At 71.1% G+C, this 14,548-nt stretch carries 10 protein-coding genes, 2 tRNA genes and 1 other RNA gene; 7 read left to right on the top strand and 6 right to left on the bottom strand.

Going from position 1 to position 14,548, the window contains the following annotated elements:
* Positions 1 to 6: 6 nt before the first annotated feature.
* Positions 7 to 1,257: a tyrosine-type recombinase/integrase gene (locus ACFQ7F_RS19730; protein WP_383272015.1), complete on the top strand. Its 1,251-nt coding sequence runs from the start codon at positions 7 to 9 to the stop codon at positions 1,255 to 1,257.
* Between the two features lie 79 nt (positions 1,258 to 1,336).
* On the opposite strand, the gene ACFQ7F_RS19725 is transcribed toward ACFQ7F_RS19730, so the two are convergent.
* A tRNA-Ser gene (locus ACFQ7F_RS19725) sits at positions 1,337 to 1,424 on the bottom strand.
* A 164-nt stretch (positions 1,425 to 1,588) separates the two neighbouring features.
* On the opposite strand from ACFQ7F_RS19725, the gene ffs reads away from it, so the two are divergent.
* The 6 genes from ffs to ACFQ7F_RS19695 all read left to right on the top strand — a co-directional run bounded on the left by ffs (position 1,589) and on the right by ACFQ7F_RS19695 (position 10,552).
* An RNA gene (gene ffs / locus ACFQ7F_RS19720) (signal recognition particle sRNA small type) lies at positions 1,589 to 1,687 on the top strand.
* A 42-nt stretch (positions 1,688 to 1,729) separates the two neighbouring features.
* Positions 1,730 to 4,078 (top strand): DNA polymerase III subunit gamma and tau, encoded by a 2,349-nt coding sequence (locus ACFQ7F_RS19715; RefSeq protein WP_383272013.1) that lies wholly within the window; start codon positions 1,730 to 1,732, stop codon positions 4,076 to 4,078.
* 149 nt (positions 4,079 to 4,227) lie between these two features.
* Positions 4,228 to 5,481: a phosphoribosylamine--glycine ligase gene (purD, locus tag ACFQ7F_RS19710; RefSeq protein ID WP_383272011.1), complete on the top strand. Its 1,254-nt coding sequence runs from the start codon at positions 4,228 to 4,230 to the stop codon at positions 5,479 to 5,481.
* Positions 5,482 to 5,888: 407 nt separating this feature from the next.
* Positions 5,889 to 7,766, top strand: coding sequence for a hypothetical protein (locus ACFQ7F_RS19705; protein ID WP_383272009.1), 1,878 nt, complete (start codon positions 5,889 to 5,891; stop codon positions 7,764 to 7,766).
* 299 nt (positions 7,767 to 8,065) lie between these two features.
* Positions 8,066 to 9,559, top strand: a complete 1,494-nt coding sequence (locus tag ACFQ7F_RS19700) for a N,N-dimethylformamidase beta subunit family domain-containing protein (protein ID WP_383272007.1) — start codon at positions 8,066 to 8,068, stop codon at positions 9,557 to 9,559.
* A gap of 96 nt (positions 9,560 to 9,655) precedes the next feature.
* The gene (locus ACFQ7F_RS19695; protein ID WP_383272006.1) at positions 9,656 to 10,552 is read left to right on the top strand and encodes a phosphoribosylaminoimidazolesuccinocarboxamide synthase; all 897 of its coding nucleotides are present in this window, start codon (positions 9,656 to 9,658) and stop codon (positions 10,550 to 10,552) included.
* A 69-nt stretch (positions 10,553 to 10,621) separates the two neighbouring features.
* Here the strand turns inward: ACFQ7F_RS19695 and ACFQ7F_RS19690 are convergent.
* The 5 genes from ACFQ7F_RS19690 to ACFQ7F_RS19670 all read right to left on the bottom strand — a co-directional run bounded on the left by ACFQ7F_RS19690 (position 10,622) and on the right by ACFQ7F_RS19670 (position 14,440).
* Positions 10,622 to 10,697, bottom strand: a tRNA-Gly gene (locus ACFQ7F_RS19690).
* Positions 10,698 to 10,720: 23 nt separating this feature from the next.
* Complete coding sequence (locus tag ACFQ7F_RS19685) at positions 10,721 to 11,329, bottom strand: response regulator (RefSeq protein WP_383272005.1); 609 nt, start codon at positions 11,327 to 11,329, stop codon at positions 10,721 to 10,723.
* The gene (locus tag ACFQ7F_RS19680) at positions 11,326 to 12,678 is read right to left on the bottom strand and encodes a sensor histidine kinase (protein WP_383272003.1); all 1,353 of its coding nucleotides are present in this window, start codon (positions 12,676 to 12,678) and stop codon (positions 11,326 to 11,328) included. The genes ACFQ7F_RS19685 and ACFQ7F_RS19680 overlap by 4 nt, the downstream gene beginning before the upstream one ends.
* Positions 12,675 to 13,478, bottom strand: coding sequence for an ABC transporter permease (locus ACFQ7F_RS19675; RefSeq protein WP_383272001.1), 804 nt, complete (start codon positions 13,476 to 13,478; stop codon positions 12,675 to 12,677). Before ACFQ7F_RS19675 ends, ACFQ7F_RS19680 begins: the two co-directional genes overlap by 4 nt.
* On the bottom strand, positions 13,475 to 14,440 hold the full coding sequence (locus ACFQ7F_RS19670) for an ABC transporter ATP-binding protein (protein WP_383271999.1): 966 nt from the start codon (positions 14,438 to 14,440) through the stop codon (positions 13,475 to 13,477). The genes ACFQ7F_RS19675 and ACFQ7F_RS19670 overlap by 4 nt, the downstream gene beginning before the upstream one ends.
* Between the last annotated feature and the right edge of the window lie 108 nt (positions 14,441 to 14,548).

Here is a 14,548-nt window from a genome sequence, read left to right as displayed (position 1 = left end):
GGCGACATGGCAGAGCAGAAGCGCAGTCGTCAGCCCAACGGGGCCTCGTCCATCTACTTCGGCAAGGACGGGAAATGGCACGGCCGAGTCACCGTCGGGGTCCGTGACAACGGCAAGCCGGATCGCCGTCACATCGAGCGGAAGACCCGCCCCGAAGTCACCAAGGCAGTACGCCAGATGGAGCGGGACCGCGACGCCAAGAAGCTCCGGAAGCCGGGGCAGAGCTGGACCGTGCAGAGCTGGCTTGAGCACTGGGTCGAGAACATCGCCAAGCCGTACGTCTCCGAGAACACGTACGACGGGTACGAGGTCGACGTCCGCGTCCACATCGTCCCCGGCCTGGGTGCCCACAAGCTCGGCAAGGTGGAGCCCGAGCACCTGGAGCGCTTCTACCGGAAGATGCAGCAATCCGGGAGCTCGGCCGGCACCGCCCACCACGTTCACCGGACCGTCCGGGTCGCCCTCGGCGAGGCCGTGAGGCGCGGGCACGTCGCTACGAACGTCGCCGAGATCGCCAAGGCCCCTCGCCTCGAAGAGGAGGACATCGAACCGTTCACCATCGAAGAGGTGCAGAGCCTGCTGGTGGAGGCGGCCAAGCTGCGCAACAGCTCCCGTTGGGTCGTCGCCCTGGCGCTCGGCCTCCGGCAAGGAGAAGCGCTTGGGCTGCACTGGGAGGACGTCGACCTGGACGCGGGCTACGCCCGTATCCGTAAGAACCGGCTGCGGCCGAAGTACGCGCACGGCTGCGGCGCCAAGCCTTGTGGCCGGAAGCCTGGCTACTGCCCGCACCGCGAACAGATCCGCCGTGAGCACAAGAGCACCAAGTCGCGCGCCGGACGGCGCACGATCGGACTGCCCGATCCGCTCATCAAGCTCTTGCGCCAGCACCAGGAGGAGCAGGACAGGGAGCGGACCGTCGCAGGGTCCGACTGGGAGGGCAAGGGGTACGTGTTCGCGTCTCCGCTCGGTGGACCGCTGAACCCCAACACCGACTTCCACGTGTGGAAGCGGCTGCTTCGGGACGCGGGCGTACGAGACGGCCGACTGCATGACGCACGCCACACGGCCGCGACCGTGCTCCTGCTCCTCGGCGTCCCGGATGTCGTCGTCGACTCGATCATGGGATGGGAGCCCGGGGGAGCGGCCCGGATGCGGGCTCGGTACATGCACATCACCGGTCCGATGCTGCGGAAGGTCGCGCAGCAGGTTGGCGATGCCCTCTGGGAGCCGCCTCCGGCAGCCCCGGAACCCAACTGAGACGGAAACTGAGACGGACAACGGAGAAGGGCCCCACCGCAAGCGGTGGGGCCCTTCAACATCGTGCCCGGTGAGGCACTGGCGGAGGATACGAGATTCGAACTCGTGAGGGGTTGCCCCCAACACGCTTTCCAAGCGTGCGCCCTAGGCCACTAGGCGAATCCTCCGCCGCAAACAATACAAGACGTTGGGGAGTGCTCGCGAACATGATCCGGCTCCGGACGCCTCCGGACCCGAGATCGCTTCCGAGTTCGTCCGGAGATCGATCCGAGGCGGGTGCCCGGGGCCGGACCGACGTGGCTTCCGGTCCTGGGGATCCGCTAAGGTGGGCGTCAGCCCCTCACGTGGCGCTATCTGACTGAACTCCCCCAGGGCCGGAAGGCAGCAAGGGTAGGTTGGCTCTGGCGGGTGCGTGGGGGGCGCTTTGCGTTCGCGGTATGTGTTGTCAGTGGGCGCCTATAACCTCGTATGTGTGTCGTCTCTCGCGTTGTACCGCCGCTATCGCCCGGAGTCGTTCGCCGAGGTCATCGGGCAGGAGCATGTAACCGACCCGCTGCAGCAGGCGCTGCGCAACAACCGGGTCAATCACGCCTACCTGTTCAGTGGTCCGCGCGGCTGCGGCAAGACGACCAGCGCGCGCATCCTGGCCCGCTGTCTCAACTGTGAGCAAGGTCCCACTCCGACGCCCTGCGGCGAGTGCCAGTCCTGCCAGGACCTGGCGAGGAACGGCCCGGGGTCGATCGACGTCATCGAGATCGACGCCGCTTCGCACGGTGGCGTGGACGATGCGCGTGACCTGCGTGAGAAGGCCTTCTTCGGCCCGGCCAGCAGTCGCTACAAGATCTACATCATCGACGAGGCGCACATGGTCACCTCGGCGGGCTTCAACGCCCTGCTGAAGGTGGTCGAGGAGCCGCCGGAGCATCTCAAGTTCATCTTCGCGACCACGGAGCCCGAGAAGGTCATCGGGACGATCCGCTCGCGTACGCACCACTATCCGTTCAGGCTCGTGCCGCCGGGGACGCTCCGGGAGTATCTGGCGGACGTGTGCGGCCGTGAGGAGATGGCGGTCGAGGACGGCGTCTTTCCGCTGGTGGTGCGCGCCGGTGCCGGGTCCGTGCGTGACTCGATGTCCGTCATGGACCAGCTCCTCGCCAGCGCGAAGGAGGACGGTGTCACGTATGCCATGGCGACCTCCCTCCTCGGTTACACGGACGGGTCGCTGCTCGACTCCGTGGTGGAGGCCTTCGCCTCGGGGGACGGGGCTGCGGCCTTCGAAATCGTCGACACCGTCATCGAGCGCGGCAACGACCCGCGGCGCTTCGTCGCCGACCTCCTGGAGCGGCTGCGGGACCTGGTGATCCTCGCGGCGGTTCCGGACGCGGCGGAGAAGGGGCTCATCGACGCCCCGTCGGACGTCGTGGAGCGGATGCAGGCGCAGGCGGGCGTCTTCGGCGGCGCCGAGCTCAGCCGCGCGGCCGACCTCGTCAACGAGGGCCTCACAGAGATGCGGGGGGCGACATCGCCCCGGCTGCAGCTGGAGCTGATCTGCGCCCGCGTGCTGCTTCCGGCCGCGTACGACGACGAGCGTTCGCTCATGGCCCGCCTCGACCGGCTCGAGCGCGGCGGCAACTTCATGGCAGGCCCGCAGGGCGGTGGCCCCGGTCCCGCTATGGCGTACGTTCCTGGGCCCGAGGCTCATGCCGGGGGGCAGCAGCCGGGGGCGTCGATGCCGCCGAGCCCTGCTGAGCAGCAGGTTTCGCCTGGGGGCGGGGCTGCGGCGGCGCGGGCGGCTGTGCGGGGTGGGGGGCAGGGGCCCGTTTCTCCGGGGCCTGCTTCTCCGGGGCCTGCATCTTCGGGTCCCGAGCCCTCTGCTCCGGCTTCTCCTGCCTCTCCTGCTTCTCCGGCTCCTGAGCCTGCGGCTCCGGCAGCTCCGCAGGCCGCCCCGCCGGTGCAGGCGGCTCCGGCACCGGCTCCGGCGGCTGCTTCCGCGCCGTCCGGCGAGCGCCGTCCCGGTGGGTGGCCCACGGCTTCGGCGCCGGGCAGCGGCCCTGCGCAGCCCGCGGCTCCCGGCGCTTCTGCTTCTGCTTCCGCTTCCCATCCCGCTTCTGCTCCTCCGGAGGCTCCTCGCCCGGGTGGCTGGCCCACGGCCGCGTCCGCGGGTGGCGGTGCCCCGGCTCCGCAGCAGCCCGCGCAGGCGGCGCCCGCTCCAGCGGCCACTCCGACCCCGGCTCAGGCCCCGGCCCAGGCGGCTGCGGTGGGCGGGCCCGACCCGCGTTCCCTGTGGCCGAACATCCTCGACGCGGTGAAGGGCCGCCGCCGCTTCACCTGGATCCTGCTGAGCCAGAACGCCCAGGTGGCGGGCTTCGACGGGACGACACTGCAGATCGGCTTCGTCAACGCGGGGGCGCGGGACAACTTCGCCAGCAGCGGCAGTGAGGATGTGCTGCGGCAGGCGCTGTCCGAGCAGTTCGGGGTGCAGTGGAAGGTCGAGGCGATCGTCGATCCCTCGGGCGGTTCGGCGCCGCCGCCTGCGGCGGGCAACTTCGGGGGCAGTGCGCCGCCTCCGCCGTCACGCCAGGCTCCGCCGCCGCAGCAGCAGTCGCCGACCCCGCCGTCGGCACCGTCGGCACCGAGCCCGACTCCCACCCCGGCCCCGGCTCCCACCCCGGAACGTCGTGTTCCGGATCACGTCTCGCCGGAGGACGACACCTGGGCGGACGATGACCCCGAGCTGGTCGAGTCGGCCCTGTCAGGCCATGACCTGATCGTCCGCGAGCTGGGCGCGACGATCGTCGAGGAATACAACAACGAACCCTGAGCCATCGGCCCTGGTCGCCAGCCCGGCCCGGGGCCAAGGCCAGGGAGAGGAGAAGAGCCCTCGGCCTGGAGGAACGTACAACCGCCGGAGGCCCCGCCTCTGGGGCTCCCGTACGAACGCACCGGCCCGCGCCAGCTAGGCTGGCGCCCGTGAAGGTCCTCGTCATCGGCAGTGGTGCCCGCGAACACGCCCTGTGCCGCTCTCTGTCCCTCGACCCCGACGTCTCCGCCCTGTACTGCGCCCCCGGCAACGCCGGCATCGCGGACGTGGCCGAGCTGTACCCGGTCGACGCCCTCGACGGCAGCGCGGTGGCCGCCCTCGCCACCACCCTCGGCGCCGGTCTGGTGATCGTGGGCCCCGAGGCGCCCCTGGTCGCCGGAGTCGCCGATGCCGTACGCGGCGCCGGAATCCCCTGCTTCGGGCCCTCCGAGGAGGCCGCCCAGCTTGAGGGCTCCAAGGCCTTCGCCAAGGACGTGATGGCGGGCGCCCAGGTGCCCACCGCGCGGTCCTACGTCTGCACGGCCGCGGAGGAGATCGACAAGGCGCTCGACGCCTTCGGAGCGCCGTACGTCGTCAAGGACGACGGGCTCGCCGCCGGCAAGGGCGTCGTCGTGACCGACGACATCGAGGCCGCCCGCGCCCACGCCCTCGCCTGCGACCGCGTCGTCATCGAGGAGTTCCTCGACGGCCCCGAGGTCTCCCTCTTCGCCATCACGGACGGCGTCACCGTCGTCCCGCTCCAGCCCGCGCAGGACTTCAAGCGCGCGCTCGACGGCGACGAAGGCCCGAACACGGGCGGCATGGGCGCGTACTCGCCCCTCCCCTGGGCCGACCCGAAGCTGGTCGACGAGGTCATGCAGAGCGTGCTCCAGCCGACCGTCGACGAGCTGCGGCGGCGCGGCACCCCGTTCGCGGGGCTGCTGTACGCGGGCCTGGCGATCACCAGCCGTGGCGTACGCGTCATCGAGTTCAACGCCCGCTTCGGCGACCCCGAGACGCAGGTCGTCCTCGCCCGCCTGAAGACCCCGCTCGCCGGAGTCCTGCTGGCCGCCGCGAACGGCACCCTCATCGACCTGCCCCCGCTGCGCTGGAGCGACGACGCCGCGGTGACCGTGGTCATCGCCTCGCACAACTATCCGGAGACGCCGCGCACCGGCGACCCGATCGAGGGACTCGGCGACGTCGCGGCACAGGATGCCCCGGATGCGTACGTCCTGCATGCGGGGACGAAGCGCGACGGCGACGCCGTGGTGAGCGCGGGCGGCCGTGTGCTCTCCGTGACGGCCACCGGCACGGATCTGACCGCGGCGCGCGAGCGCGCGTACGCGGCGCTGTCCCGCATCCGCCTCGACGGCTCCCAGCACCGCACGGACATCGCGGCGAAGGCGGCATCGGAGGCGTAACCAAGGCCTCGGCCAAGGTCATGGCCAAGGCCCCGGCCGAGGTCATCGCCATGGTCACCTTCGCGCCGCCCACGAACGGCTCACGAACGGCTCACGAACGGCTCACAGGCCCCGGATCCGACACTGGATCCGGGGCCTGACCGTCTTGCAACCGCCATACACCTCTACCCAAAGCCATTCGATCGAGTGACCGCTGGCCCATCCGGCTGACGATGCCCTGCGCCCCAACTAGGGTGCGGCGCAAGCGGTTCAGGTGCCCAGAGCCAAACAGACCACCGGCATTGCGATGTCGGTGGCGGGTGCCACAGTGGGGGAGTGAGCAAATCCATCGGCGGCTGCCGTCCGCCCACCGTCCCGGCCCATGGCCGGACAGTAGGCGGCACAGGCAGCAGGGGGTGACATCGGTCGTGTCAGGTACGGGTGTGGAAGTGGGCGTGCAGTCCGCACGTTCCCAGGCGCTCGCCGTGCTGCGCATCCGCAGCAGGGCCCTTGCCGTCGCACTGCTGCCCGCGGCCGTCGCCGTCGTACTGATAGCGGGCGGTGCCACGGGCCATATGACCGGCGGGAGTTGGGACGTCGTGCGCGTCGTCGTGACCGCCGTCGCCGCCGCCGTGCTGCTCGCAGCCGCGGCCATCGCGCTCGTGGTCGCGCGCTCCAGGCCCGCCGTCAGCCCGACCGTCCCGATCACCGAGAGCTCGGCCCCCGATCTGTACCGCCTGGTGCGGGACCTCGCCGACCGCCTCGATGTGCCGGCGCCGTCGGCGATAGCGCTCACCCCGGACTGCGACAGCTGGCTCGAGGACCGCACACATCCGGCGCACGGCCCGCCCGCCGAGGCCTCCGCCCCGGAATCGGCGGACGCCAAGAGCAATGACGCCAAGAGCAATGGCGTACGGGACGGCGGCCCCGCCCCGCGCCGCCAGGCCCCCGTGGCTCCGGTGCTCGTCATCGGCTCCCCGTTCCTGTGGTGGATGCGGGTCGGCGAGCTGCGCGCGGTGCTCGCCCCGGTCGTGGCAGGCACAGGCCCATCGGCGCATCCGGACATAGCTGCGGCCCGGCGCTTCATCCGCGGCCTCGACGCCGCGGTCGCGGTCACGTCCGCTCAGGGACGCGGTCCGCTCGTGCGCGCGGCCCTGAGCGGCGCCGGCTGGGTGACGCGGCTGCTCCTGCGCAGCTGCCGTGGGCATGCCGGTGAGATGGAGCGCGGGGTGGCGGCAGCCGCCGCCGAGCGCGCCCAGGCCGTGGACTACGGCGTACGGATCGTCGCCCAGGAGCAGGTGGGCCTGGCGTATGCCGGGTGGGACCGGCTCCTGACCAAGGTCGCGCTGCCCGCGTGGCGGATGGGGCGCTGGCCCTCGCGCCTTGACGCGGGTGTCGTCTCCGCCCTCACCGAGCTCTCCCGCAGGGACCGACTTGCCGAGGGCTTCACGTCCCGCCTGGGGGAGCGCCCCGCCTGTGACCTCCTGGAGGAGCCGGGTTCGGTGGACGAGGCGGCTTCGCTGCTCGCCGCCCGTCTCTTCCACGGCGGCCCCGCCGAGCAGGGTCCGGACTGGGCGCCGGTGGCGTGGCAGGACTATCCGGACGAGGTGGTCGACCGCAGGTGGCGCATGGACGCCGCCCGTCTCCACCGCGTCCTGGACTCCCTGGGCGTCAGCCACTCCGCCGACCCGACGCGCCCCGACTCCAAGGGGCCGACGCTGGGCCGCGTACTGGACCATCTGACGACGGAGGCCACCGGCTTCGACGGGACGCCCCCCATCGATCCCACTGACCTCACCGTCGCCCACACCGAGGCCGGCCTCGAAGCCGGCCCCGACGGCATCCCCGCCCAGGCCCACGAGCCGGACCTCACCCCCGACGAGAGCGACGAGGAAGAAGAGTCCATCGACGGCCCCGGCGGACTCCTCGCCGCGGGCCTCACCGCGGAGCTCGCCCGCGAGGAAGCCGCCGCCCCGCCACGCCCCGCACCCACGGGACAGGGCCCGGACGACGCGCTCTGGGACGACGGCATGCTGCCGCTGTTCCCGCTCCAGCCGCCGCGTACGGGGCGGGAGTTGCTCGCCGACCACGTCACGGCCCTGGTCTGCTGCGCGGCCGTGGACACGGCGGGCGCGGCCCCCGGCCTCGACTGGCTGGACGGCCCCTCCCTCCTGGTCGACGGCGAGCGCGCGAAGGACCTCACGCCGCACGTCCTGAGCCTCGTGGAGGACGGCGACCCCATCCCGCTGCGCGGCTGGCTGGCCCGCCTCGGTGTCCGCCCGGAGAAGCCGGTCCGGCTGGTCTGAGTCGCCCCCTCAGCCTCACCCTGCGCTCGGCCCCCACCCGTCCGCCCCCCACTACCCGGAACGCTTCCTTCCGTTCTCGTCGATTAGCGACGAACGGTGACGGAGTGCGTGCGTAATGTGATGTGCTGGGACCGGCCGCCGTACGGGACATGCCAGCAGCGCCCCCATACGGGCAACGCGCAACGACACACAGGCAACTCGGGCAACAGGGCAACGCACCAGCACACACGGGCATCGGAGCAACCCGCACCGCACAGCGCAGAGCAATCTCGGGGGAGCAGCAAGGGAGGGGTACACACATGGGGTCGGAGCAGATCCGCAGATGGGAATCGGGCGCCTTGGCGCACGCCGTGACCGACCCCTTCGGGCAGGGGCCCCTGCCCTGGCTCCGAGGCGCCGAGCACTACTTCGACGACACCGGCCAGGTCGTCCCCTGGTACGTCGATCAGGCCTCGGCCCCCGGCGCGCAGAACATCCCCGCGCCCCGCCATCGGGTCCGTACGAACGGCCCCCGCACCGCCGACGACGTGCACGGTCAGATCAAGGGCTTCGCCTCCACCGGCGCCGCGGCTCCCGGCGAGGCGATCGACTTCCACGTGACGGTGGACCCGCCCCAGCAGTTCAGCGTCGACATCTACCGCATCGGGCACTACGGCGGCGACGGCGCCAGCAAGATCAGCACAAGCCCCCGTCTCTCCGGCATCGTCCAGCCGCCCCCGCTCACCGCCGACCGCACGGTCTCCTGCCACCACTGGTGGCTCTCCTGGCGTCTGCAGATCCCGAGTTTCTGGAGCGTCGGGGCGTACGTGGCGGTCCTCACCACGGTCGACGGCTACCGCTCGCACGTCCCGTTCACGGTCCGCGACGACAACCGCGCCGACCTGCTCCTGCTCCTGCCGGACATCACCTGGCAGGCCTACAACCTCTACCCCGAGGACGGCCGCACGGGCGCCAGCCTCTACCACGCGTGGGACGAGAAGGGCCGCCTCCTGGGCGAGAGTGAGGCCGCACACACGGTCTCCTTCGACCGTCCGTACGCGGGCGCGGGCCTGCCCCTGCACGTCGGCCACGCCTACGACTTCATCCGCTGGGCCGAGCGGTACGGCTACGACCTCGCGTACGCCGACACCCGCGACCTGCACGCGGGACGCATCGATCCGACTCGCTACCGAGGCCTGGTCTTCCCCGGCCACGACGAGTACTGGTCGTCGAACATGCGCCGCACCACGGAGGAGGCCCGCGAGCACGGCACATCGCTCGTCTTCCTCTCGGCCAACACCATGTACTGGCAGGTGGAGTTGAGCCCTTCCCCCTCCGGCGTGGAGGACCGCCTGCTCACCTGCCGCAAGCGGCAGGGCCCCGGCAAACCGGCCCTCTGGCGGGAGCAGGACAGGGCCGAGCAGCAACTCCTCGGCATCCAGTACGCGGGCCGGGTCCCGGAGCCCGCCCCCCTCGTCGTGCGCAACGCCGACCACTGGCTGTGGGAGGCGACCGGCGCGCACGAAGGGGACGAGCTGGAGGGCCTCGTCGCGGGCGAGGCGGACCGCTATTTCCCGCGCACCGCGCTTCCGGAGCACCAGGACCGCATGCTCCTCGCCCACTCCCCGTACGAGGACTCCGAGGGCGTCAAACGCCACCAGGAGTCGTCCCTCTACCGCGCCCCGTCCGGCGCCCTGGTCTTCGCCTCGGGCACCTTCGCCTGGTCCCCGGCGCTCGACCGCCCCGGCCATGTGGACACCCGCGTCCAACGCGCCACGGCCAACCTCCTGGACCGCATCTGCAAACGGGACTGAGGGCGGCCCGCCCGCTTTCGGGACAACCCCTGGCCAAAAGCTGCCTCCCCATGCGGGAGAATCAGCAGCACTCAGTCAGAACCACGGGGAGGAACCGTGTCCGGATTCGTAGAAAAGCCCGAGCCGCTTCAGGTGCCGGGCCTGGTGCATGTGCACACCGGAAAGGTGCGCGACCTGTATCAGAACGAGGCGGGCGACCTCGTGATGGTCGCGAGCGACCGTATGTCCGCCTACGACTGGGTGCTGCCCACGGAGATCCCTGACAAGGGCAGGGTCCTCACGCAGCTCTCCCTGTGGTGGTTCGACCAGCTCGCCGACCTCGTCCCCAACCACGTCATCTCCACCGACCTGCCGCCCGGCGCCCCCGCCGACTGGGAGGGCCGCACCACGGTCTGCAAGTCCCTGCAGATGGTTCCGGTCGAGTGCGTCGCCCGCGGCTATCTCACGGGCTCGGGCCTGGTCGAGTACAACGAGTCGCGCACCGTCTGCGGCCTCGCCCTGCCCGACGGCCTGAGCGACGGCTCGGAGCTGCCCGCGGCGATCTTCACGCCCGCCACGAAGGCGGAGGTCGGCGAACACGACGAGAACGTGAACTACGAGGAAGTGGCCCGCCAGGTGGGCGCCGACACGGCGGCCCAGCTGCGTCAGGCGACCCTCGCGGTCTACAGCCGGGCCCGTGACATCGCCCGCGACCGGGGCGTCATCCTCGCCGACACGAAGTTCGAGTTCGGCTTCGACGGCGATGACCTCGTCATCGCGGACGAGGTCCTGACCCCGGACTCGTCCCGCTTCTGGCCTGCGGACAGCTGGCAGCCGGGCCGCTCCCAGCCGTCGTTCGACAAGCAGTTCGTCCGCGACTGGCTGACCTCGCCGGCCTCCGGCTGGGACCGCAAGAGCGAGCAGCCGCCGCCCCCGCTCCCGCAGGACGTGGTGGACGCCACCCGCGCCAAGTACATCGAGGCGTACGAGCGTCTGACGGGCCTGCCCTGGTAGCGGAACCGCAGAACTGCACAGCGACAGACGGAAGAACCCCCGGCGCCGAGGCACCGGGGGTTCTTTCTGTGGAGCGGACGACCAGGTTCGAACTGGCGACCTCAACCTTGGCAAGGTTGCGCTCTACCAACTGAGCTACGTCCGCGCTGCGCCGAAGCGCGACGCCAACTATACCCAACCTCGCTCGCGTGCGAGACGCACCGCGGCATGACGGTTCTCCGCCCCGGTCTTCGTGACGGCCGAAGAGAGGTAGTTGCGGACGGTCCCCTGGGACAGCGCTGCCCGCTCGGCGATCTCCGCGACGGGCGCCCCGTCGGCGGCCAGTTCGAGCACTTCGGCCTCGCGAGCGGTCAGCGGCGAGTCTCCGGCGGAGATCGCGTCGGCGGCCAACTCCGGGTCCACATAGCGGTTACCTGCGTGAACGGTTCGGATGATCTCGGCGAGGCGCTGCGCGCTCACGGTCTTCGGCACGAAGCCCCGTACCCCCACCGCGAGTGCCCGTTTGAGATGCCCCGGTCTGCCATGACTCGTCACGATCATGGTGCGGCAGAGCGGCAGTTCGTCCCGAAGGGATGTGGCGACACTCACACCGTCGGCACCCGGCATCTCTAGATCGAGCACGGCCACATCGGGCCGGTGCGCCCGTGCCATGGCGAGCGCCTCGGGCCCCGTGGCGGCCTCGGCGACCACGACAAGATCGTCCTCGAGCGCGAGGAGCGCGGCGAGAGCGCCGCGGATGAGGTGCTCGTCATCGGCGAGCAGCACACGCAGGCTCATGGGGTGACCCTTTCGGTGTCCTGCTGCTGATACTGATGACCGCCCTGCTGATGCTGCTGACGGTCGTCCTGTTGATCGTCGTCCCGCGGGTGCCCGCGGTCGTCCCGCGGGACGACCAGCGGTACCTCCGCGGCAAGGCGGAAGTGCCCGTCCTTGGACGCGAAGTCCAGCGTCCCGTCCACCGCGGCGAGCCGCTCCCGGAGCCCGGCGAGGCCGGAGCCCTTCCTGCCCTCCGGCGGGGCGTCGGGCACCCCGTCGTTCTCGACGACAAGGGACGTACGTTCATCGGTGATCGTCAAGGTGATGTCGCACCGTTGCGCATCCCCGTGCCGCAGCACATTGGTGGTCGCCTCCCGTACGACCCACCCCAGCGCCGACTGCACGGGAATGGAAAGGCCTGCCGACGACCCGCTCACCCGGCAGTCGATACCCGCCGCCTCGAGGACTCCTTGCGCACCGGCGAGTTCCACCGCGAGGTCGGCCTCCCGATACCCCCGGACCACTTCCCGCACCTCCCGCTGCGACTCCTGCGCGATCCGCTGCACCTCGACCATCTGGTCGACCGCCTCGGGCCGCCCGCGCCTCGCCAACTGCACCGCCAACTCGCTCTTCAGCGCGATGACCGCGAGATTGCGCCCCATCACGTCGTGCAGGTCCCGCCCGAACCGCAGCCGCTCCTCGGCCACCGCGAGCCGTGCCTCGACCTCCCGGGCCCGGACGGACTCCCACATCACGGAGAGCGTCCAGGCGCCGCAGCGCGAGGACATCAGGGTCAGGAGGCCGGCGAAGGCGATGACCACGGCGAGCCCGACGAGCTGTACGCCGCGTAGCCCGGCGGCGGCGTACGCCCCCACGACCACGACGTCCAGTACGGCGAAATGGACGAGGAAGGAGCGGACCGGCACGGCGAAGGCGAGCGCCTGGCCGTACGGGACGGCGAAGAAAAGCGTCGCGAAGCTGAGCATCTCCTCCTTGGCGCCGCCGATCGCGGCCAGCGCGATGGCGAGAGCCACCGCGGTGCCCATGAGGGCGCGCGCCACGGCCAGATCGCGGCGTGGCATCTCCGCGCGCTTCAGGTAGTGGTCGACCGACCGCCGCACCGTGCGGTTGGCGTGCACGCACTGTGCGGCGGCCACCGCGATCAGGGACCAGCCCAGGACCAGCGGCACGGGCTCGTGCCGCAGGGTCAGGCCCAGCGGCAGCGAACCCCAGCTGAGGAAGAAGATCCACGGCATGACGTGCCACATGACCATGCTCTGGAGCTCGACCTTCTCGATCTTGCTCCCCTCACGCCACTTCCGCTGCCACCCCCGCACCCGGCCGCCGATCACGCCTGACCCCTTCCTCAACGCCGCGGCTCCCAGCGGAACCACCGGCGTACAGCAAACACCGAGACCACGGTCCAGGCCACCGCGGTGGCGAGGGTGCCCAGGGTCTCGGCCCCGGAGAGATCCCCGGTCCAGCCGCCGCGCACCAGCTCGATCACCGGTGAGAGCGGAAGGAACTCGCAGATCGAGGCGACCTTGTCGGGCATGACCTCGAAGGGGATGAAGAGGCCCGAGCCGAACATCGAAGCGAACGTCAGGGGCAGCGCTATGACCTGCGCGGACTCCACCGACCTGCTGAAGCTCGCGGTGACCGCGGCGAGGGCGGTGAACATCACCAGGCCGAGCAGTACGCCGAGCACGGCGAGATGGGGTGCGCTCGGCGCCCCGGCGTCGAGGAGCACCGTGCAGCCGATCGTGAGGACGACGCACTGCGTCAGACCGATGGCGACCGAGGGCAGCGCGGCCCCGGCGAGGATCTCCGGGTCCCGCAGCTCTCCGGTGCGCAGCCGCTTGAGGACCAGTTCCTCGCGGCGGGCGGCGAAGACCGTGGTCAGCGCCGAGTAGACGGCGAAGAGCAGGGAGATGCCGATGGCGCCGGGCACCACGACGGCGCCGATCGAGAGACCGTTGGCCTTCAGATCCATGCCGCCCGCGACCTGGCGCAGGCTGAACGGCATCACGAGCGGCACGAAGAGCGCCCCGAGCAACGTTCCCTTGCTGCGCCCGAGCAACGTCAGCTCGGCCCGCGCGAGCGCGCGCATCCGCCCCGCGGGGGTCGTCGTCGCGGCCCTGGTCACCGTCGCCGTACTGATGCCGCTCATGCCACCGTCTCCTTCTGCGCCGCAACAGCGGCTCCACCAGCCGCACCTTCGGCGTGCCGCGCGATACGCAGGAACGCCTCCTCCAACGAAGCCGCGCGCACGTCGAGCCTGCCGAGCGAGATGTCGGCGTCCCGCGCCCACAGCAGCAGCCCCGTGGCCGCCCGCTGCAACTCATGCGTACGCAGGTGGATCCGGCCGCCGACCACCTCGTGCTCGCTCACCCCGAGCTCGCCGAGCGGCGGCAGATCCCCGACGAAGTAGCCGGAGGGCAGTTCGAAGGAGACCTGCGACGGCTGCTCGGCCACCACGTCGGCGACCCGTCCTTCGGCGGCGATCCGCCCCTCGTGCATGATCGCGAGTCGGTCGGCGAGGTTCTCGGCCTCTTCGAGGTAGTGCGTGGTGAGCAGTACGGTCGTGCCGTTGTCGCGCAGGGCCCGCACCAACTCCCAGGTCTCGCGGCGCCCTTCGGCGTCGAGCCCGGTCGTCGGCTCGTCAAGGAAGAGCACCTCGGGCCGCCCGATGAGGGCCGTCGCCAGGTCGAGCCGCCGCTTCTCACCGCCGGACAGCATCTTCACGCGCACCCCGGCGCGCTTGCCGAGGCCCACGGTGTTCAGGGTTTCGCCGACGGGCTGCGCGCCACTGGTGCACGCCGCCCACATCCGCAGGGTCTCGTCGACCGTCAGTTCGGAGGGAAAGCCGCCCTCCTGGAGCATCACGCCGATCCTGTGGCGCACGGCGCCACGTTCGGCGTACGGATCGTGTCCGAGCACCCGCACCCGCCCCCCGGCGGGTGCGGCGAGCCCTTCGAGGAGTTCGAGGGTCGAGGTCTTGCCCGCACCGTTCGTCCCGAGCAGTGCGAAGAGCTCGCCTCGTCCGACGGAGAACGAGACTCCCCGGACCGCCTCGAAACCGCCCCCGTACACGCGCCGCAGATCGGTCACGTCGATCACTTGGTCAGTCATGACTAGAGCGTCCCCCGGCCCCGGGCGCCGGAGCAGTGCGCGCTGTCACCGGCTCACATGACAAATGTCAGAAGCGGAGGTAGCCACACCTCAAGAGGGCACACACGA

The sequence above is a fragment of the Streptomyces sp. NPDC056486 genome, assembly GCF_042795295.1.
Taxonomy (GTDB): Bacteria; Actinomycetota; Actinomycetes; order Streptomycetales; family Streptomycetaceae; genus Streptomyces.
This window is presented reverse-complemented; position numbering and strand designations above follow the sequence as displayed.